Origin of the sequence: Pseudomonas sp. KCJK9111 (genome assembly GCF_046231935.1) — a bacterium.
GTDB classification, from domain to species: domain Bacteria; phylum Pseudomonadota; class Gammaproteobacteria; order Pseudomonadales; family Pseudomonadaceae; genus Aquipseudomonas; species Aquipseudomonas parafulva_B.
In genome coordinates, this window is sequence record NZ_JBJJMO010000019.1 from 29,414 (window position 1) to 50,078 (window position 20,665).

Below are 20,665 nucleotides of genomic sequence, written 5' to 3' on the forward strand. Positions count from 1 at the left end.
GTAGGCCAGACCCGTTTAGCGTGTCGTTCCCTTTTGGGGCACGGGCACAAAATAGTCGCGTAGATTAACCGGTTTACCCTTCAAACGCACTGGCACAGTGCGTGTTGTCCGATGTGCGTACGTCATTGTCGTCTGCGTGAACGGAACGATCGGTATTATCCGCTGGTTGAACAGGGTGTATGTACGAAAATTCCTATCACAGCTATCGAAGAAACCTAATCCCTTTGGTCCCCTAACCTGACGAGCACATCTTCACGAGATTAATCGGCGTCTCTATACGACAAAGGCCACCCGAAGGTGGCCTCTGTGCGCGTGGGGGGTGCAGCAATATTACTTCTTCACTTCCCAACCGGTCAGCTCGGCCAAGGCCTTGCCGATGTCAGCCAGCGAACGTACGGTTTTGACACCTGCGTCCTGCAGGGCTGCGAACTTCTCGTCTGCAGTGCCCTTGCCGCCCGAAATGATGGCGCCAGCGTGGCCCATGCGCTTGCCCGCAGGTGCGGTAACACCGGCAATGTAGGAAACGACAGGCTTGGTGACGTTGGCCTTGATGTAGGCTGCGGCTTCTTCTTCAGCCGAACCGCCGATCTCACCGATCATGACGATCGCTTCAGTCTTTGGGTCTTCCTGGAACAGCTTCAGGATGTCGATGAAGTTGGAGCCCGGGATCGGGTCACCGCCGATGCCGACACAGGTCGACTGGCCAAAGCCGGCGTCGGTGGTCTGCTTGACAGCTTCGTAGGTCAGGGTGCCGGAGCGCGACACGATACCGACCTTGCCTGGCAAGTGAATGTGACCCGGCATGATGCCGATCTTGCACTCGCCCGGCGTGATAACGCCTGGGCAGTTAGGGCCGATCAGGGTCACGCCCAGCTCGTCGCACTTGACCTTGGCGTCCAGCATGTCAAGGGTCGGAATGCCTTCGGTAATGCACACGATCAGCTTGATGCCGCCAAACGCTGCTTCCAGGATCGAGTCCTTGCAGAACGGCGCTGGTACGTAGATGACCGAAGCATCGGCGCCGGTCGCCTCAACGGCTTCCTTGACGGTATTGAACACCGGCAGGCCCAGGTGGGTGGTGCCACCCTTGCCTGGAGTGACGCCGCCGACCATCTTGGTGCCGTAGGCGATGGCTTGTTCGGAGTGGAAAGTACCCTGCGAGCCGGTGAAGCCCTGGCAGATGACTTTGGTGTCTTTATTGATCAGGACGCTCATTACTTGCCCTCCGCAGCTTTGACAACTTGTTGAGCAGCGTCGGTCAGGCTGGTTGCAGCAATGATGTTCAAACCGCTTTCTGCCAGTACTTTAGCGCCCAGTTCGGCGTTGTTGCCTTCAAGGCGAACGACGACCGGCACCTTCACGCCGACTTCCTTCACAGCACCGATGATGCCTTCGGCAATCATGTCGCAGCGAACGATGCCGCCGAAGATGTTGACCAGAACGGCCGCGACATTGCTGTCGGACAGAATGATCTTGAACGCTTCGGTAACGCGTTCCTTGGTAGCACCGCCGCCCACGTCGAGGAAGTTGGCTGGCTTGCCGCCATGCAGGTTGACGATGTCCATGGTACCCATGGCCAGGCCAGCACCGTTGACCATGCAGCCGATGTTGCCTTCCAGGGCAACGTAGTTCAGTTCGAACTTGGCAGCGTGGGCTTCACGGGCATCGTCCTGGGACGGGTCGTGGAAGGTTTTCAGCTTCGGCTGACGGTACATGGCGTTGGCATCGATGTTGATCTTGGCATCGAGGCAGTGCAGGTCGCCGTCGGCCTTGATCACCAGCGGGTTCACTTCCAGCAGGGCCAGATCGTGATCCTTGAACAGCTTGGCCAGGCCCACGAAGATCTTGGCGAACTGTTGCACTTGCTTGCCTTCCAGACCCAGCTGGAACGCCAGCTCGCGACCTTGGAACGGCTGAGCGCCGACCAGTGGATCGATAGTGGCCTTGAGGATTTTTTCAGGTGTGTCGTGAGCGACTTTCTCGATGTCCACGCCACCTTCGGTGGAGGCCATGAACACGATGCGGCGGCTCGAACGATCGACCACAGCGCCCAGGTACAGCTCTTTGGCGATGTCGGTGCAGGATTCGACCAGAATCTTGGAGACGGGTTGACCGTTGGCATCGGTCTGGTAGGTGACCAGATTCTTGCCCAACCACTGTGCAGCGAACGCCTTGGCGTCTTCCTTGCTGCGAACCAGCTTGACGCCGCCCGCTTTGCCGCGACCGCCAGCGTGAACCTGGGCTTTGACGACCCACTCGTTCCCGCCGATCTTGTCGCAGGCTTCTGCCGCTTCTTCAGGGGTGTCGACCGCGAAACCCTTGGAAACTGGCAGGCCGTACTCAGCGAACAGCTGCTTACCCTGATACTCGTGAAGATTCATGCTTTTTACCGTCTTCGTTAGGTACTGCGCTTCGGCGCTGCGCCATCACTGGCGCCGCACCACCTGTGACCGTTGACCCCGGGTTATCCCATGTGATCCGGTCCGGCGGACTTTCCGCGGTGAGTCATGCACGCAAGACTCACGACGGGCAGCCCGCCGTGGTTTCTTATGATTAACGCTTCTTACGGTTGGCGACGTGAATGGCACCACCATTCACCGCCAGCGCTGCTTCATGCAACGCTTCGGACAGGGTTGGATGGCTGAAGACCATCATGCCCAGATCCTCGGCACTGGTGCCGAATTCCATTGCGATTGCGCCCTGCTGTACCAGTTCGGCAGCCGATGGGCCAATCACGTGCACACCCAGTACGCGGTCGGTCTTGGCATCGGCGATGACCTTGACGAAACCACCGGTGTCGTTGGCCGCCATCGCACGGCCGCTGGCCGCGAACGGGAAGGTGCCCACGTTAACCTCAACACCCTCGGCCTTCAAGGACTGTTCGGTCTTGCCGACCCACGCGATTTCCGGGTGGGTGTAGATGACCGATGGGATCAGGTCGTAATTCATCTGGGCCTTGTGACCCTTGATGCGCTCGACGACCATGATGCCCTCTTCCGAGGCCTTGTGCGCCAGCATCAGGCCACGCACCACGTCACCGATGGCGTAGACGCCCGGCACGCTGGTCGCGCACTGGTCATCGACGTAGATGTAGCCACGCTCGTCAATGTTCACACCGCTGTCGGCAGCCAGCAGGTCGGTGGTCACTGGACGGCGGCCCACCGCAACGATCAGCTTGTCGAAGGTGATCTTCTGCTCGCCTTCGGCGTTGGTGTAGGTCACTTCGACTTCGTCGCCGTTAACCTTGGAACCGGTGACGCGCGCACCCAGCTTGATGTCCAGGCCTTGCTTGGTCAGAACCTTCTGGGCTTCCTTGGAGACGGCGGTGTCGGCAGCCATCAGGAAGGTGTCCAGGGCTTCGAGTACGGTCACTTCTGCGCCCAGACGCGCCCATACCGAACCCAGTTCCAGGCCGATCACACCAGCGCCGATCACGCCAAGGCGCTTGGGCACGGCTTGGAATTCCAGGGCGCCGGTGGAGTCGACGATCACGTTCTGGTCGACCGGAGCCGGCGGAATGTCGATCGGGCGCGAGCCGGAAGCCAGGATGACGTTATCCGCTTCGATGACTTCGCTGGTGCCGTCGGCCTTGGTCACTTCGACCTTCTTGCCCGCCAGCAGCTTGCCGTGGCCCTGGATGGAGGTCACGCCGTTGGCCTTGAACAGGGTGGCGACACCGCCGGTCAGGTTCTTGACGATGCCTGCCTTGCGGCCAACCATCGCTGGTACGTCCATCTTCACTTCGCCAGTGGAGATACCGTGGACGTTGAAGCTCTCTTTGGCTTCCTTGTATTTCCAGGAGCTGTCCAGCAGCGCCTTGGAAGGAATGCAGCCTACGTTGAGGCAAGTGCCGCCCAGGGCCAGCTTGCCCTCGGCGTCGGTGTACTTCTCGATGCAGGCAGTCTTCAGACCAAGTTGGGCGGCCTTGATAGCAGCTACATAGCCGCCAGGACCGGCACCAATCACTACCACGTCGAATTTCTGGGTCATAAAAGATTCCTTGTTAGCTCAAGCGGCCGCTGCAAGCCGCAAGACAGACAGGCTTCGATCTGAAGCCTGCCGCTCGCAGCTTACAGCTGCGCGATTAGATGTCCAGCAGCAGGCGGGACGGATCTTCCAGCAGGTTCTTGATGGTCACCAGGAAGGTCACCGCTTCCTTGCCGTCGATCAGGCGGTGATCGTAGGACAGCGCCAGGTACATCATCGGGCGAATCACCACTTGGCCATTGATGGCCATCGGGCGCTGGATGATGTTGTGCATGCCCAGGATCGCGGCTTGTGGTGGGTTGACGATCGGCGTCGACATCATCGAACCGAAGGTACCACCGTTGGTGATGGTGAAGGTGCCGCCGGTCATTTCTTCGATGGCCAGCTTGCCGTCACGGGCTTTCTTGCCGAAGGTGGCGATGCCGTTCTCGATTTCGGCCAGGCTCATGGACTCGGCGTTGCGCAGTACCGGGACCACCAGGCCACGGTCGCTGGAGACCGCTACACCGACGTCCGCGTAACCATGGTAGACGATGTCGTTGCCGTCGATCGAGGCGTTGACTGCCGGGAAGCGCTTGAGCGCTTCGGTCGCAGCCTTGACGAAGAACGACATGAAGCCCAGGCGCACGCCGTTGTGGGTCTTCTCGAACAGGTCCTTGTACTTCGAACGCAGGGCCATGACTTCGGTCATGTCGACTTCGTTGAAGGTGGTCAGCATGGCCATGTTGGACTGGGCTTCGACCAGGCGCTCGGCGATCTTGGCGCGCAGACGGGTCATCGGCACACGCTTCTCGGTACGATCGCCAGCGGCGGTCACGACCGGTGCCGGTGCTGCAGCAGCAGGCTTGGCCGCCGGGGCAGGCGCCGACTTTTTATTGGCAACGGCAGCGACCACATCTTCCTTGGTCACGCGACCGCCTTTACCGGTACCCGACACGCTGGCCAGGTCGATGCCATTTTCTTCTGCCAGCTTGCGGGCAGCAGGGGCAGCGACCGGGTCGTCTTCACCGGCGTCGGCAGCGGCGGCGGCCGGTGCGGCGGCCTGGGCAGGCGCAGCAGCAGGTGCAGCGGCAGCAGCGCCGCCCTCCACGATCGAACCCAGCACTTCGTCGGACAGGACGGTATCGCCCTCGCCCTTGACGATGTCACCCAACACGCCGTCGGCAGTGGCCAGCACTTCCAGCACGACCTTGTCGGTCTCGATGTCGACGATCAGCTCGTCCCGCTTGACGGCGTCGCCTGGCTGCTTGTGCCAGGTGGCAACGGTGCCGTCGGCAACCGATTCCGGGAAGGTTGGGGCTTTGATCTCGATAGCCATTATCAGTGTTTCCTTAAATTCGGTTTCAGATGCGCGAAGGCGTTAAACGGTGAACGCGTCTTGCAGCAGTCGTTCCTGCTGTTCGGCGTGCTTGGAAGCGTAACCACAGGCTGGCGCGGCAGAAGCCTCGCGACCGGCGTATTCCAGGTTCAGCGCCTTGTTGTGGCGGCCCAGGATACGACGCATGTGGTGCTGGCTGCTGTACCAGGCGCCCTGGTTCATCGGCTCTTCCTGACACCAGACCGCGTGCTTGAGGTTGGTGTACGGCGCCAGGATTTCGACCAGGTCGTCTTCCGGGAACGGATACAACTGCTCGATACGCACGATCGCAATGTCTTCGCGGCCTTCGGCACGACGTTTTTCCAGCAGGTCGTAATAGACCTTGCCACCGCACAGCACCAGGCGCTCGACCTTGGCCGGATCGAGGGTGTCGATTTCCGGAATGACGGTCTGGAACGAACCTTCCGCCAGGTCTTCCAGCGTCGAGACGGCGAGCTTGTGACGCAGCAGCGACTTGGGCGTGAGCACGATCAGCGGCTTGCGCAGTGGGCGAATGACCTGACGACGCAGCAGGTGGTAGATCTGCGCCGGCGTGGTCGGCACACAGACCTGGATGTTCTGCTCTGCACACAGCTGCAGGTATCGCTCAAGGCGCGCCGAGGAGTGCTCTGGGCCCTGGCCTTCATAACCGTGCGGCAGCAGCATGGTCAAGCCGCACAGACGGCCCCACTTGTGCTCGCCACTGGTGATGAACTGGTCGATCACCACTTGCGCACCGTTGGCGAAGTCGCCGAACTGAGCTTCCCAGATCACCAACGCGTTCGGCGTGGTGGTGGAGTAGCCGTACTCGAATGCCAGCACCGCTTCCTCGGACAGGAAGGAGTCGTACAGTTCGAAGCGTGGCTGGCCCGGGTACAGGTTCTTCAGCGGTACGTAGGTGCTGGCGTCCTTCTGGTTGTGCAGCACCGCGTGACGGTGGGAGAAGGTGCCGCGCCCGATGTCCTGGCCGGTCATGCGGATCGGGTGCCCTTCGAACTGCAGCGTGGCGTAGGCCATGGTTTCGGCGTAGCCCCAGTTGATCGGCAGGCCACCGGCTTGCATCTTCTGACGATCTTCGTAGATCTTGGCGACCTGACGCTGGACCACGAAACCTTCGGGCAGCTCCAGCAGTTTTGCCGACAGCTCCTGCAGAGTCTTGAGGTCGAAGCGGGTGTCGTGGCGAGCCGTCCAGGCGTGACCCAGGTAGGGGCGCCAGTCCACGAACAACTCGCGGTTCGGCTCCTTGACCAGGCTCTTGACCACATGCAGGCCGTTGTCCAGCGCACTGCGGTAGTCGTCGATCTTGGACTGGGCGCGCTCGGCGTCGATGCGGCCTGCCTGGATGAGGGCTTCTGCGTACAGCTCGCGGGTGGTGCGCTGCTTGGTGATCTGCTGGTACATCAGCGGCTGGGTGCCGTTGGGCTCGTCGGCCTCGTTGTGACCGCGGCGACGGTAGCAAACCAGGTCGATGACCACGTCACGCTTGAACTGCATGCGGTAGTCGACGGCCAGCTGGGTGACGAACAACACCGCTTCCGGATCGTCGCCATTGACGTGCAGGATCGGCGCCTGAATCATCTTGGCCACGTCGGTGGCGTACTCGGTCGAGCGCGCATCGAGCGGGTTGCTGATGGTGAAGCCAACCTGGTTGTTGATCACGATGTGCACGGTACCGCCGGTCTTGAAACCGCGGGTCTGCGACATCTGGAAGGTTTCCATCACCACGCCCTGGCCTGCGAAGGCCGCGTCGCCGTGGATGGATATAGGCAGCACCTTGTCGCCAACGCTGTCGTTGCGGCGGTCCTGACGGGCGCGCACCGAGCCTTCGACCACAGGCGACACGATTTCAAGGTGGGACGGGTTGAACGCCATGGCCAGGTGGACTTCGCCGCCCGGGGTCATCACGTTCGAAGAGAAGCCCTGGTGATACTTCACGTCACCGGAGCCCAGCTCGTTCATCTTCTTGCCTTCGAACTCGTCGAACAGCTCGCGCGGGTTCTTGCCGAAGGTATTGACCAGCACGTTCAGGCGACCACGGTGGGCCATGCCGATGACGACTTCTTTGGTGCCGTAGGAGCCGGAGCGCTGGATCATTTCGTCCAGCATCGGGATCAGGCTTTCGCCACCTTCCAGGCCGAAACGCTTGGTGCCCGGGTACTTGGTACCCAGGTATTTCTCCAGGCCTTCGCCTGCGGTGACGCGCTCGAGCAGGTGGGACTGCACGTCGGCGGAGAATTCAGGACGGCCACGCACGCTTTCCAGGCGCTGCTGGAACCAGCTGCGCTGCTCGGAATCGACGATGTGGGTGAACTCGGCGCCAATGGTGCGACAATATGTCTTCTGGAGCGCATCGAGGATGTCGCGTAGGCTCGCCTCCTCTTTGCCGATGAACAGGTCGCCGGCACGGAAGGTCGTATCAAGATCGGCATTGGTCAAGCCGTAGTGATTGATCGACAGGTCTACGGGCGCAGGGCGCTGCCACAACCCCAAGGGGTCGAGCTTGGCAGCCTGATGGCCGCGCATACGATAGGCCTGGATCAGTCGCAGCACTTCAACCTGCTTCTTCTCGTGTTCACTGCTCACGCTCCCGGCAGATACCGGCTGGGCGCGGCGCTGGTTCTTTGCCAGCAGTACGAAATGATCGCGGATCGTGGAGTGCGATACGTCGGTAGCGGTGCTGCCGTCGGCGGGCAACTTCTGGAAGTAGGTGCGCCACTCTTCTGGCACAGCGTTAGGGTCGTGCAGGTAGAGTTCGTAGAGCTCTTCCACATATGCAGCGTTACCACCTGAAAGGTGGGCGCTTTCCCACATGCGCTGCATCACGCTTTCTTGCATGCTTGGTCACCCTCGATTAGGGGACTGATCGGCGAGAGCCATGAAAACCTGGAACGGTCCGAAAACAGCGACTGAACCACGCCACCTGGATCCTGCTGATTTTCCGGGTACCAGCCCGGAAAGCCCCTGCTGGTCTCATCTTCATAGGTAATGAACAGGGGCTTTGTGAGCCCCGTTCGGGTTTTACCTCGGTGCGGGTGTTACACCCGCACGTCGGCGTACTGCAGGTACAACGTGTATCAGGTGCCGCTTTGCAGCAGCATGTTACGTACGTGGCCGATCGCCTTGGTCGGATTGAGACCTTTAGGGCAAACGTTGACGCAGTTCATGATCCCGCGGCAGCGGAATACGCTGAACGGGTCATCCAGGGACGCCAGGCGCTCCTGGGTTTTGGTGTCACGGCTGTCGGCCAGGAAACGGTAGGCCTGCAACAGCGCGGCGGGGCCCAGGAACTTGTCCGGGTTCCACCAGAACGACGGGCAGGACGTGGAGCAGCACGCGCACAGGATGCACTCGTACAAGCCGTCCAGCTTGTCACGGTCTTCCGGCGACTGCAGACGTTCGATGGCCGGAGGCGGCGTATCGTTCTGCAGGAACGGCTTCACCTTCTCGTACTGCTTGTAGAAGATGCTCATGTCCACGACCAGGTCACGAATGACCGGCAGGCCAGGCAACGGACGCAGTACCAGCTTGTTGCCCTTGACCACGCCCGACAGCGGGGTGATGCAGGCCAGGCCGTTCTTGCCGTTCATGTTCATGCCATCGGAACCGCACACGCCTTCACGGCAGGAGCGACGGTACGAGAAGCCCTCGTCCTTTTCCTTGATCAGCGCCAATACATCCAGAACCATCAGGTCCTTGCCGCCGGTATCGACGTCGAACGACTCCATCTTGGGGGCCGCGTCGGTGTCGGGGTTGTAGCGATAAACTTCGACTTTCAACATAGCAGCCACCCTTAGTAGGTCCGGATTTTTGGTTCGAAGGCCGGCACGGTCTTCGGCGCAAAGTTGACGCCACGCTTGGCAACGCGCTTGACACCCGGGTAGTACAGGGTGTGGCACAGCCAGTTCTCGTCGTCACGGTCTTCGAAGTCTTCACGGGCGTGAGCGCCGCGCGACTCTTTACGGGCTTCGGCCGCGATGGCGGTAGCTTCGGCAACTTCCAGCAGGTTCTGCAGCTCCAGCGCTTCGATACGCGCGGTGTTGAAGGCCTGGGACTTGTCGTTGATCTTGACGTTGGCAATACGTTCACGCAGGCCAGCCAGTTGCTCGATACCCTTGAGCATGTACTCGCCGGTACGGAACACACCGAAGTAGTTCTGCATGCAGCTCTGCAATTCGCGCTTGAGGCTGGCTACGTCTTCGCCGGTGGAGCGTTCGTTGAGCTTGTTCAGGCGATTCAGGGCAACGTCGATGTCGGTGTCGCTGGCGTCGAGGTGCTCGATGCCGTCGCTCAGCGCCTTCTCCAGGTGCAGGCCGGCAGCACGGCCGAATACCACCAGGTCGAGCAGCGAGTTGCCGCCCAAGCGGTTTGCACCGTGAACCGATACGCACGCCACTTCACCTACGGCGAACAGGCCAGGAATGATGTGATCATTGCCTTCTTCGTCCATGGTGATGGCCTGGCCATGAATGTTGGTGGCAACGCCACCCATCATGTAGTGGCAGGTCGGAACGACCGGCACTGGCGCAACGACAGGGTCAACGTGGGCGAAGGTCTTGGACAGTTCGCAGATGCCTGGCAGACGGCTGTGCAGCACTTCCTCGCCCAGGTGGTCCAGCTTCAGCAGTACGTGGTCCTTGTTCGGGCCCACGCCGTTGCCGGCGATGATTTCCTTGACCATGGAACGGGCAACCACGTCGCGGCCGGCCAGGTCTTTGGCGTTCGGTGCGTAGCGCTCCATGAAGCGCTCGCCGTGGGCGTTGATCAGGTAACCACCCTCACCGCGGCAGCCCTCGGTGACCAGCACGCCGGCGCCGGCGATACCGGTTGGGTGGAACTGCCACATCTCAATGTCCTGCACCGGAACACCGGCGCGCAGGGCCATGCCGATGCCGTCACCGGTGTTGATCAGGGCGTTGGTGGTGGAGGCGTAGATACGACCAGCACCGCCAGTGGCCAGAACGGTGGCCTTGGACTTGATGTACATGGTTTCGCCGGTTTCGATGCAGATCGCGATCACGCCGACGAAGGCGCCTTCCTGGTTCTTCACCAGGTCAACGGCATAGTATTCGTTGAGAAAGGTGGTACCGGCTTTCAGGTTGCCCTGGTACAGGGTGTGCAGCAGCGCGTGACCGGTACGGTCGGAAGCGGCACAGGTACGGGCAGCCTGGCCACCTTTACCGAAGTCCTTGGACTGGCCGCCGAACGGACGCTGGTAGATACGGCCGGTTTCGGTACGCGAGAACGGCAGGCCCATGTGGTCCAGCTCGAAGACCGCAGCCGGGCCTTCCTGGCACATGTATTCGATAGCGTCCTGGTCACCGATGTAGTCTGAGCCCTTGACGGTATCGTACATGTGCCAGCGCCAGTCGTCGTTCGGGTCGGCCGAAGCAATGGCGCAGGTGATGCCGCCCTGGGCGGATACGGTGTGCGAACGGGTCGGGAAGACCTTGGTGACCACGGCAGTCTTGTGACCGCCCTGGGCCAGCTGCAGCGCTGCGCGCATGCCGGCGCCGCCGCCACCGATGATGATGGCGTCGAAGGAAATGGTTGGAATGCTAGCCATGGATCAGATACCCCAGAGAATCTGCACACCCCAGACGAAGTAAGCGAACATCGCAACGCCGCATACCGCCTGGAACAGGAAACGAATCGCAGTTGCCGACTTGCCGAACGACATAGGCGTCAGGTAGTCGGTAGCAATGGTCCACATGCCAACCCAGGCGTGAGCGCCCAGGGCAACGAGGGCCAGCAGACTGAAGATCCGCATCGCGTTGTTGGAGAACAGGGCATGCCACTGGGCATAGTCGATGCCTGGGTGGGCGACCACGTAGCCGATCAGGAAGATGAAGTAAGCCGCGAGAACGACCGCCGAGACGCGCTGCGCCATCCAGTCATAGAGGCCCGAACGCGACAGGTTCGTGACGTTGGTTACCATACCCAAACTCCCACCAGAACGATCAGCACCACGGAGATGACGATCACGATTTTCGAGCCCAGCTTGCCGCCTTCCAGCGTCTCGCCGACACCCATGTCCATGATCAGGTGACGAACACCTGCCACGAGGTGATAAAGCAGGGCGGACAACAGGCCCCAGGTCACGAACTTGGCCAGCGGGCTGGTCAGACACGCCTTCACTTCACCGAAGCCTTCCTCCGAACCCAGCGACTTGCCCAGTGCATACAGCATGATGGCAAGGCCGATGAACAGAATGACGCCGGAGATACGGTGCAGGATGGACGTGTACGCGGTGACAGGAAGCTTGATGGTCCTTAGGTCTAGGTTTACAGGTCGTTGGCTTTTCACGGCTTTTTTCACACTGAAGAGCCCCTAGCGAATCAGGGCAAAGTTGTTGGTAAGTGTACTGGTCAGGTACCCACCACCCAGGGAACGGCGACCCCCAGCAGGTCGGGCTTGCAAGCCCCTGGCGGTCGGGTGCCGAGTATAGACAGTTAGGCTGCTCATGACAACGTGAGGGGGTAGCCCGAATAGCGCATTGCCTTTAAGGAGGAAAAGGCGTAAATGGGCGAGAATTTCGGGAAAAATCAGGCTTGAACAGCTGATTCAACAAGCCTTTAGGCAAATTGACATCTGAATTTATCCCTCTATAGTGGTGCGGGCCCTGCGTGGGGGGTCTGTCTGATGATTTCAAGCATTAATAGGAGGCCACATGGCTGACAAAAAAGCGCAGTTGGTCATCGAGGGCACTGCCCCCGTCGAGCTGCCCATTTTAACCGGCACGGTTGGTCCTGATGTAATCGACGTCCGCGGGTTGGGGACCACTGGTCACTTCACCTTCGACCCTGGTTTCATGGCAACCGCCTCGTGCGAGTCGAAGATCACCTACATCGACGGCGACAAGGGTATCCTGCTGCATCGCGGCTATCCCATCGAACAACTGGCCGAACAGTCCGACTACCTCGAGACCTGCTACCTGCTGCTCAACGGCGAACTCCCCAATGCCGAGCAGAAAGCCCAGTTCGTCAGCACCGTCAAGAACCACACCATGGTTCACGAACAGCTCAAGACGTTCTTCAACGGCTTCCGCCGCGACGCTCACCCGATGGCGGTGATGTGCGGTGTGGTCGGCGCCCTGTCGGCCTTCTACCACGACTCCCTGGACATCAATAACCCGCAACACCGCGAAATTTCCGCGGTGCGCCTGGTCGCCAAGATGCCGACCCTGGCCGCGATGGTGTACAAGTACTCCATGGGCCAGCCCATGATGTACCCGCGCAACGACCTGTCGTATGCGGAAAACTTCCTGCACATGATGTTCAACACCCCGTGCGAGATCAAACCGATCAGCCCGGTGCTGGCCAAGGCAATGGACCGGATCTTCATCCTCCACGCCGACCACGAGCAGAACGCCTCCACCTCCACCGTGCGCCTGGCAGGTTCGTCGGGTGCCAACCCGTTCGCCTGCATCGCTGCCGGCATCGCGGCACTCTGGGGCCCGGCCCACGGCGGTGCCAACGAAGCGGTACTGACCATGCTCGATGAGATTGGCGATGTGTCCAACATCGACACCTTCATCGCCAAGGCCAAGGACAAGAACGATCCGTTCAAGCTCATGGGCTTCGGTCATCGTGTCTACAAGAACCGCGACCCGCGCGCCACCGTGATGAAGCAGACCTGCGACGAAGTCCTGCGCGAGCTGGGCATCAAGAACGACCCGCAGCTCGAACTGGCCATGCGCCTGGAAGAGATCGCCCTGACCGATCCTTACTTCATCGAGCGCTCGCTGTACCCGAACGTCGACTTCTACTCGGGCATCATCCTGAAGGCCATCGGCATTCCGACCAGCATGTTCACCGTGATCTTTGCCCTGGCGCGCACCGTAGGCTGGATTTCGCACTGGAAGGAAATGCTCTCCAGCCCGTACAAGATCGGCCGTCCGCGCCAGCTGTACACTGGCGAGGCGAAGCGCGACATCGTGGCACTGAGCGACCGCAAGTAAGCGTTCAACGCCCAATGCCAAAAGGCTGCCCTCGGGCAGCCTTTTTCGTATGTCCAGTGCTGACCGCCTCTTGTGACAGGCGGCCTTCACCCTTCCGGCAGAGAAACGTCAGTTTTTCTCAGCGCGCGCCCGAAGCGCCTTGAGCGTATTGAACGGCGCTTCCACCACGAACTTGTTGGCAACCATCGCCGGCACACTGCCGCCTGGCTCGGTATGCACCTGGTACGTGACCTCCGTGCTGTCACCCTTGGGCACCAGCTTCCAGAAACCGTCTACCTTCGCCACCCGCACGAAGCCCTTCTCCTCGGGCACGTAGGCAGGCTCTTCGACGAGGTTGCGCGTTAGACTGCCATCGGCACTCTTGACCGTGGTTACACGCAGTACGGAGTCGCGTGGCGTCACAGGCCAGGGAGTATTGAACTGGGTGTAGGTCCAGCTCTGGTCACCCTCATGCTTGAGCAGTTTCTGCAGCTTGCACTCGTGAATCCAGGCACAAGCCCCGGCCACATCCTCCTGCAACGCCTGAACCTTGATCAGCGGCGCCTTGATGACGGTCACGCCTCGGTAAGCCTTGTACTTGGAACCCGGCACTTCACTGAGAGAAACCTTGATGCCCTCCTCGTCCTTGGCCACCTGCCAGTTTTCAGCCAAGGCAACAGGTGCAAACAGAACACTGACGCCACACAGCAGCGCAATACGCTTGAACGATCTCATCATGTTTATCCTTGTTGTCGAAGATCCAGCCTGTCACGCCGCCGTTACCCGCTCCCACCAGCCCAGAATCCTGATCGCCTCTTCATTGTCAGCGCCGCACACCTCGGGATCGGCCTTGAAACCGCCACAGACCGCCGGCCGCTCGGGCTTGCCGAACAGGTCGCACAGGTTCGCAGGGGTAAGGTGCAGACACCTCACCCCTGCCGGCTTGCCCTCGGGCATCAGTGGCATGGCTGAGGTGATGGATGGCGCAATGCAACAGGCGCCGCAGCCTTCGCGGCATTTCATGGCATTCAAGTGAATCAGGACTCCAGAGAACGGGATAGGGCGGCACACACGGATAGTAACCGCTCAAACAGACGTTTGAAATTGCCACCCAGATGAAAATCCACTGACTGGCCGGTCAGTCCCCGCTCACTGACGGTACTCGAAATCGATGGCGGCGCCTTCGACATCCCGGCGGCTGTCGTTGCGAAGCTGCAATTGCATTTCGTTGCTGATCAAGCGGCCGTTAAGTTGAAACGGACTGTCGGCTTCAGACTTTTCAACGAACAACGGCGGCAGCAAGGGCTTGCGCTTCTTGATGGGCGATGGCTCACCCACATTCGGCTGCAGGTTATCCACCAGCTCGGTCGGCAAGCTCAGGTCGAGGTTGGCTTTCGGCAATGGCTTGGCCACTTGCTTGCTGACCTTTTTGTGCGTCGATTTAGCGCGCTTGCTGACTGCCTTGCGAGCACTTTGCTGTGCCTTGGGCTTGACTTGCGCTTTACCTGTAGCGGACTGTGCCTGGCTTGCTGGCTGGGCAGCCTGGGCTGGGCTGCCCGGCAGAACCACAGGCAGCAGACACAAGACCATCAGATACCGGCGCAGTGCGTTCATGGCAAATGGACAGAACCCCATGGAAAATGCGTATGCTCCCTGTTCTGCAGCCGCCTGGCAAGCCTCACAAAAGTGGGGTTGCAGGCTCCCTGCACAATTGTTGTGCCAGTAGTCCCAAGGTGATGACTGCGCGCTCGGCCTCCTTGTTCCATGGAATCCCGCAGTTCAGGCGGATACAGTGGTTGAACTGCTCGGTGTTGCTGAAAATCAGCCCCGGCGCGATGCTGATCCCCTGCTCCAGCGCCCGCACGTGCAGCTCCTGGGTATTGACCCGGCCAGGCAAGCTCACCCACAGAATGAAGCCGCCCGTTGGGCGCGTCATCTGCGTGCCCTCCGGGAAGTGCTGCTGCACCGCCAACTGATACGCACTGAGGTTCTTGCGGTACTCCTGGCGAATGAAGCGAAGATGGCGATCATAACCACCGTTTTCCAGGTAAGCCGCTACCGCCATCTGGGTCACGCTGCACGCCGAATGGGTGGTGAAGGTCTGCAAGCGCTGGATCTCGTCCTGGTAGCGGCCGGCAATCATCCAGCCCACTCGCACGCCAGGCGAGAGCGTCTTGGAGAAGCTTGAGCAGTAGATGACCCTGTCCAGACGATCGAACGCTTTCAAAGCCTTGGTCTTGCCCTGCTCGAACATCAACTCGCCATAGATGTCATCTTCGACGATCTGGATGTCGTAGTCCGATGCCAGGCGCAGCAACTGCTTTTGCCGCTCTTCAGGAACGGTCCCTCCTAGCGGGTTGCTCAACCGCGCGGTTAACACCAACGCCTTGATGGACCATTGGTTGGCGGCCAACTGCAAGGCCTCGAGACTGATGCCGGTCGAGGGGTCGCTGGGGATCTCGATCACTTTCAACCCGAGCAAGTCCGCCAATTGCAGAAGACCGTAGTAGGTCGGCGACTCGGCCGCGATCAGGTCGCCGGGCTTGGTGAGCACACGCAGCGACATCTGCAAGGCATCGACACAGCCATGGGTGACGATCACCTCCTGTGGGTCGACCAGCACGCCGGCGTCGCGCATGCGAATGGCGATCTGCCGACGCAGGGGCTCGAAGCCTGGGCTGAACATGTAGCTGAAGGCGCGCGGGCTGTGAAAGCGTGTCACCTTGGCCAGTTGCTGGTGCAAGGCTCGCACGGGCAGATAGTCGACATGTGGCACGGCCGCGCCGAAGGCGAATACGCCATCGCGGCGCGCCTCGGTCAGCACCTGCTGGATGATGCTGGCCCGGGTCACCAGACCGGGGCGCTCCACGCGCGCGATGTCCGGCGTGGGCGCCGTTAGCGCCGGGGTCTGGTGCACATAGTAGCCAGACTGGGGACGCGCGCGAATCAACCCCTGGTCCTCCAGGTTGGCATACGCTTGCAGGACGGTGGCATGGCTGACATTGAGCTGCGCACTCATCTTGCGCACCGAAGGCACCCGTTCGCCTGGCTGGTAGACACCGCGCCGGATGTCTTCGGCCAGTTGCTGGGCGATACGCTGGTATAACAGCAGGTTGGTCATGACTGGATCTCGACGCGCGGACAGGCTCATTATTCTTGTGTCGCTCACTGCGGTTCAGGATACCGGAACAGTTGCAAAGTGTACTGGGACAGATGACAGAATAGTCAACGGTACACGTGCTTGGAAGCGATTTGCAGCACCGGCACGTAAACGGTGTGCGGGCATGCTGGTCATGAGCCTATCCGGCAGGTGGCAAGCGCCCTAAAGTCATTCACGCGCAGGGGCAACGGCTGCCATGCACTGCCCATTTCGACGGCCAGCATGACCCATTGCCCGGGCCTGACACCCACCCATCAGCGTGCTGGCGCGAGCTTGCCCTTGTCGTCGGAGAACACGATCTCAACCCGTCGATTCTGCGCCCTGCCCCGCTCCGAGGCGTTGACCTCAACCGGGTATTGGTCGCCATAGCCCTCGACTAGCATCCGTTTTTCATCGATGCCCAGGTCGGCCAGCATATCGGCCACGGCCTGCGCCCGGTCGCGGGACAGCTTGAGATTCTCTTCAGGCGTGCCAGTGCTGTCGGTATAACCTTCGATGCGCACTATGCGGCGGGGGTTGAGCTGGAGGAACTGCACAAGCTTGAGCACCGTCCGGCTGGCCGAGTTCTTGAGGTCGGCGCTGCCGGTATCGAACAGTACGTCACCCAGCGTCATGACCAAGCCACGGTCGGGCTGCTCCGACGCCAGTGCGACGATCTGCGACTCGACCCATTTGCCCTGTTGCTGCACGCTGGCCAGCTTGGCCTCGCGCAGCGCCAGTTGCAGCCGTTGGCGTTCCAAGTCGAGCTTGGCCTGGCGCTCCTGATTCAGCGCAAGCTTGGCGTGCTCACTGGCAATTTCGCTGTAGCGTTGACTGAGGTAGGCGTAATGGCGCACATCGGCACCGGTACCCATGTAGCTGGACAAACGCTCGGCGCGCGACAGCGACTCGCCGGCGCGGATCACATCACGCGGCGCGCTGCGCAGCACATCCGAGTCATCCTTGACCTTCTGGAAGCTGGCAGCGGCTTGATCCAGCGCGGCCGTGCTGCGCTGGCTGGCGCAACCGGTCAGGCCTGCTGCAAGGGCCAGCAACGTCAGTACCGTGAAAGAACCACGCGCCATCATGGCTGCACCTCCAATTGTTTGCGCAGGCGCTTGATCTTCGATTGCAGCAGTTGCAACTGCTCATCGCTCTTTTGATTCAACACTTGTGCCTCGGCCAGCCGAGCATCGAGTTCAGCCTGTTCGGCGCGCATGCGAGCGTCGCGAAAATCCTGTGTGAGCATGTTTGTACGAGCACGTCCCAGTTTGTCTTCGGCCAGCTTGAACGCTTCGACCTGGTCGGTAGCACCAACCGCTTTTGCTTGTTCCAGGGCCTGTTCGGAGAGGCGCATCTGCTCATCCGGGGCAGGGTCGTTGGCACAGCCAGCCAGGGCAAGCACGGCCATGGCAAGGATCAAAGGTTGGGTTTTCACGCGATCTTCCTAGTGTTTGGGGGCGTCGCCCTGCACCTGCAATTGCGCCTTCCAGCGCTCGAGATTGGTCTGCAGCACAGCATCGGACGTACCGGAGATGGGCAATTCTGTCAGTTTTTTCGCCAAATGCCCACGCAGCCAACTGTCGTTGCACGCCGAGTCATGGGACAGCGCCACGTATAGCCCGGGTCGATCAACGGGTAGGCCGCGGGCAATCAGGGCATCGTTCATGCACAGGCTCTGGACCATGGCCATGCCCGAGTAACGACCGGCCAGCACATAGTCCACTTGGCCGAGCACCAACTTCTGAAAGGCCTGGGTCAGGTTCTGCGCCATCACCGGTTTCAACTGGTCTTTGGCAAACGCAGTGAACGCGGGGGTCAAACGCGCTCGCTCCGAAAGGCTGCCCCGATACCGTGCAAGGTCGGCTGGGCCTTCGAAGGTCAACTCGGCGTCGTGACGCGTCCATACCAAATACTCGTTGAGCTGCAACGGCGGGTGGATATAGTCCAGCGATGTCAATTGCTCAACTTGCAACGGCGCATCGAGCAGCAGATCCATGCGCCCGCTGCGCACCTCCTCAAGGGCCTGGTCGCGCCGGCCGGCATTGAGCACTTCCACCTTGATACCCAGCTCGCCCGCGACTTGGCGCAGCAAGTCGACGTTGGCGCCAATCAGGTGCTTAGGGTCTTTAGGATCCTGCCACGAATAGGGCGGCGCGTCGGGGCTGCCGGTGGCCACCAGGCGTTCGCACTTGCCTGCCGCCATCGCCAGTGGCGATACCAGAACTGTCATGCAGGCCAGCGCCCTGCCCGTTGCACCCAACCTCATCCCACACTCCTCGACCATAAAAAAACCCGGCCCTCAACAAGAGGGCCGGGTTCTTTATAAGTGAAGCCAGCGGATCAGACCAGCTTTTCCAGCTCCGGCACGGCTTCGAACAGGTCGGCAACCAGGCCGTAGTCGGCCACCTGGAAGATCGGTGCCTCTTCGTCCTTGTTGATCGCCACGATCACCTTGGAATCCTTCATACCGGCCAGGTGCTGGATGGCGCCCGAGATACCGACGGCGATGTACAACTGCGGAGCGACGATCTTGCCGGTCTGGCCGACCTGCATGTCGTTGGGCACGAAGCCCGCATCGACCGCTGCACGGGAAGCGCCAACAGCGGCACCCAGTTTATCGGCCAGGCTGTACAGGTGGCTGAAGTTATCGCCGTTACCCATGCCGCGCCCGCCGGAAACGACGATTTTGGCAGCAGTCAGCTCGGGACGATCGGACTTGGCCAGCTCTTCGGAAACGAACGCCGAGATGCCAGCATCGTGGGCAGCACCCACTGCCTCGACAGCGGCGGCGCCACCCTCGGCAGCCACGGCATCAAAGCCGGTCGTGCGCACGGTGATGACCTTCACGCTGGCGCTCGACTGCACGGTCGCGATGGCGTTACCCGCGTAGATCGGGCGCTTGAAGGTGTCGGCAGATTCGACCGAGATGATTTCGGAGATCTGATCGACGTCCAGCAGCGCTGCAACGCGCGGCAGGGTGTTCTTGCCATTGGTGGTGGCCGGGGCCAGCACGTGGCTGTAGCCCTGGGCAAGCTCGACGATCAACGGCGCAACGTTCTCGGGCAGCGCATGGGCGTAAGCGGCATTATCGGCGACCAGAACCTTGGCCACGCCGGCGATCTTGGCGGCGGATTCGCCAATGGCACCTACATTGTGACCGGCGACCAGTACGTGCACATCACCACCAATTTTGGCGGCAGCAGCAACGGTATTGAGGGTGGACGGCGCTACGGCACCGTTCTCGTATTCAGCGACAACCAGGATAGTCATTTAGATTACCTTCGCTTCGTTCTTCAGCTTCTCGACCAGTTCGGCCACCGATTTGACCTTGATGCCAGCGCCACGGGCAGCGGGTGCTTCCACTTTCAGGGTCTTGTTGGTAGAGGCCAGGGAAACGCCCAGCGCATCCGGCGTCAGGGTCTCGAGCGGCTTCTTCTTGGCCTTCATGATGTTGGGCAACGACGCGTAGCGCGGCTCGTTCAGGCGCAGGTCGGTGGTGACGATGGCCGGCAGGTTGAGCGCGACGGTTTGCAGGCCGCCGTCGATTTCACGGGTGACGTTGAGCTTGTCGCCAGCGACTTCGACCTTGGACGCGAAAGTGCCCTGGGCGTAACCGGTCAGTGCGGCGAGCATCTGGCCAGTCTGGTTGTTGTCACTGTCGATGGCCTGCTTGCCGAGGATGACCAGCTGCGGCTGCTCCTTGTCGACCACGGCCTTGAGCGCCTTGGCCACTGCCAGGGAGTTCAGTTCGTCGGCTGCTTCGACCAGGATGGCGCGGTCGGCACCCAGCGCCAGGGCGGTACGCAACTGCTCCTGGGCGGTAGTCGGGCCGACGGATACGACGACGATCTCGGTCGCAACGCCTTTTTCTTTCAGGCGAACGGCCTCTTCCACGGCAATTTCGCAGAAGGGGTTCATGGACATCTTGACGTTAGCAAGGTCGACGCCGGAGTTGTCCGCCTTGACGCGAACCTTGACGTTGTAGTCGACCACTCGTTTGACAGCTACAAGAACCTTCATGGATTCCTCGTTACTCTCCGGTGAATAGATAGTCGCCTGGGACTAGGCCCTGCGATACGCGTGGGTACAAGGGCACCTCTGGAAACAAGCCGCAGACGAAGTTTTCATGGTGAACGCAACCCAGTGCGCCCCGGCGTTCGCCGACCCATCACTGATGTGCACATGCCTGGGGCAAAAATGCACGCGGGTCATTTGCTGTCGTGGCGTGTAGACTTCACTACAA

19 protein-coding genes are annotated in these 20,665 nt (G+C 60.7%); 1 reads left to right on the forward strand and 18 read right to left on the reverse strand.

Translation table 11 applies throughout. The annotated features are described in order from the left end of the window. Positions 1 to 330: 330 nt before the first annotated feature. The 9 genes from sucD to sdhC all read right to left on the reverse strand — a co-directional run bounded on the left by sucD (position 331) and on the right by sdhC (position 11,659). Positions 331 to 1,215, reverse strand: a complete 885-nt coding sequence (gene sucD, locus ACK59L_RS09430) for a succinate--CoA ligase subunit alpha (RefSeq protein WP_004376004.1) — start codon at positions 1,213 to 1,215, stop codon at positions 331 to 333. Beyond that, complete coding sequence (gene sucC / locus ACK59L_RS09435) at positions 1,215 to 2,381, reverse strand: ADP-forming succinate--CoA ligase subunit beta (protein WP_023533614.1); 1,167 nt, start codon at positions 2,379 to 2,381, stop codon at positions 1,215 to 1,217. The genes sucD and sucC overlap by 1 nt, the downstream gene beginning before the upstream one ends. Before the next feature lie 172 nt (positions 2,382 to 2,553). Continuing rightward, a complete protein-coding gene (lpdA, locus tag ACK59L_RS09440) occupies positions 2,554 to 3,990 on the reverse strand; it encodes a dihydrolipoyl dehydrogenase (RefSeq protein ID WP_058602666.1) in 1,437 nt (478 codons plus the stop codon). A 94-nt stretch (positions 3,991 to 4,084) separates the two neighbouring features. Next, positions 4,085 to 5,305 (reverse strand): 2-oxoglutarate dehydrogenase complex dihydrolipoyllysine-residue succinyltransferase, encoded by a 1,221-nt coding sequence (odhB, locus tag ACK59L_RS09445; protein ID WP_078478823.1) that lies wholly within the window; start codon positions 5,303 to 5,305, stop codon positions 4,085 to 4,087. A 42-nt stretch (positions 5,306 to 5,347) separates the two neighbouring features. After that, on the reverse strand, positions 5,348 to 8,179 hold the full coding sequence (locus tag ACK59L_RS09450) for a 2-oxoglutarate dehydrogenase E1 component (RefSeq protein ID WP_058602664.1): 2,832 nt from the start codon (positions 8,177 to 8,179) through the stop codon (positions 5,348 to 5,350). A 239-nt stretch (positions 8,180 to 8,418) separates the two neighbouring features. Then, positions 8,419 to 9,123: a succinate dehydrogenase iron-sulfur subunit gene (locus ACK59L_RS09455; RefSeq protein ID WP_023533615.1), complete on the reverse strand. Its 705-nt coding sequence runs from the start codon at positions 9,121 to 9,123 to the stop codon at positions 8,419 to 8,421. 11 nt (positions 9,124 to 9,134) lie between these two features. Further along, entirely contained in the window at positions 9,135 to 10,907 is a 1,773-nt protein-coding gene (sdhA, locus tag ACK59L_RS09460) for a succinate dehydrogenase flavoprotein subunit (RefSeq protein ID WP_058602663.1), read from the reverse strand. Positions 10,908 to 10,910: 3 nt separating this feature from the next. Beyond that, positions 10,911 to 11,279: a succinate dehydrogenase, hydrophobic membrane anchor protein gene (sdhD, locus tag ACK59L_RS09465; protein ID WP_023533603.1), complete on the reverse strand. Its 369-nt coding sequence runs from the start codon at positions 11,277 to 11,279 to the stop codon at positions 10,911 to 10,913. After that, entirely contained in the window at positions 11,273 to 11,659 is a 387-nt protein-coding gene (sdhC, locus tag ACK59L_RS09470) for a succinate dehydrogenase, cytochrome b556 subunit (RefSeq protein WP_088523617.1), read from the reverse strand. The genes sdhD and sdhC overlap by 7 nt, the downstream gene beginning before the upstream one ends. A 352-nt stretch (positions 11,660 to 12,011) precedes the next feature. Here sdhC and gltA point away from each other — a divergent pair, with 352 nt between their 5' ends. After that, complete coding sequence (gltA, locus tag ACK59L_RS09475; RefSeq protein WP_409273204.1) at positions 12,012 to 13,301, forward strand: citrate synthase; 1,290 nt, start codon at positions 12,012 to 12,014, stop codon at positions 13,299 to 13,301. Positions 13,302 to 13,409: 108 nt separating this feature from the next. Here the strand turns inward: gltA and ACK59L_RS09480 are convergent, their stop codons facing one another. From ACK59L_RS09480 to ACK59L_RS09520, 9 genes are all read right to left on the reverse strand, one after another. After that, positions 13,410 to 14,015, reverse strand: coding sequence for an START domain-containing protein (locus ACK59L_RS09480; RefSeq protein WP_409273222.1), 606 nt, complete (start codon positions 14,013 to 14,015; stop codon positions 13,410 to 13,412). Positions 14,016 to 14,048: 33 nt separating this feature from the next. Further along, positions 14,049 to 14,303 carry a YkgJ family cysteine cluster protein gene (locus tag ACK59L_RS09485; protein WP_027916297.1) on the reverse strand — a complete coding sequence of 85 codons (255 nt, stop codon included), beginning with the start codon at positions 14,301 to 14,303 and terminating at the stop codon, positions 14,049 to 14,051. 126 nt (positions 14,304 to 14,429) lie between these two features. Further along, complete coding sequence (locus ACK59L_RS09490; protein WP_100851929.1) at positions 14,430 to 14,894, reverse strand: hypothetical protein; 465 nt, start codon at positions 14,892 to 14,894, stop codon at positions 14,430 to 14,432. A 64-nt stretch (positions 14,895 to 14,958) separates the two neighbouring features. Next, on the reverse strand, positions 14,959 to 16,401 hold the full coding sequence (locus ACK59L_RS09495) for a PLP-dependent aminotransferase family protein (protein WP_058602659.1): 1,443 nt from the start codon (positions 16,399 to 16,401) through the stop codon (positions 14,959 to 14,961). Positions 16,402 to 16,694: 293 nt separating this feature from the next. Continuing rightward, positions 16,695 to 17,504 (reverse strand): OmpA family protein, encoded by an 810-nt coding sequence (locus ACK59L_RS09500; protein WP_409273207.1) that lies wholly within the window; start codon positions 17,502 to 17,504, stop codon positions 16,695 to 16,697. Further along, entirely contained in the window at positions 17,504 to 17,857 is a 354-nt protein-coding gene (locus ACK59L_RS09505; RefSeq protein ID WP_409273209.1) for a DUF4398 domain-containing protein, read from the reverse strand. Before ACK59L_RS09505 ends, ACK59L_RS09500 begins: the two co-directional genes overlap by 1 nt. A 9-nt stretch (positions 17,858 to 17,866) precedes the next feature. Continuing rightward, positions 17,867 to 18,688 (reverse strand): substrate-binding periplasmic protein, encoded by an 822-nt coding sequence (locus ACK59L_RS09510; RefSeq protein WP_409273211.1) that lies wholly within the window; start codon positions 18,686 to 18,688, stop codon positions 17,867 to 17,869. A 74-nt stretch (positions 18,689 to 18,762) separates the two neighbouring features. Then, the gene (locus ACK59L_RS09515; RefSeq protein ID WP_058602655.1) at positions 18,763 to 19,692 is read right to left on the reverse strand and encodes an electron transfer flavoprotein subunit alpha/FixB family protein; all 930 of its coding nucleotides are present in this window, start codon (positions 19,690 to 19,692) and stop codon (positions 18,763 to 18,765) included. Beyond that, positions 19,693 to 20,442 (reverse strand): electron transfer flavoprotein subunit beta/FixA family protein, encoded by a 750-nt coding sequence (locus ACK59L_RS09520; RefSeq protein ID WP_023533596.1) that lies wholly within the window; start codon positions 20,440 to 20,442, stop codon positions 19,693 to 19,695. Positions 20,443 to 20,665: the final 223 nt, after the last annotated feature.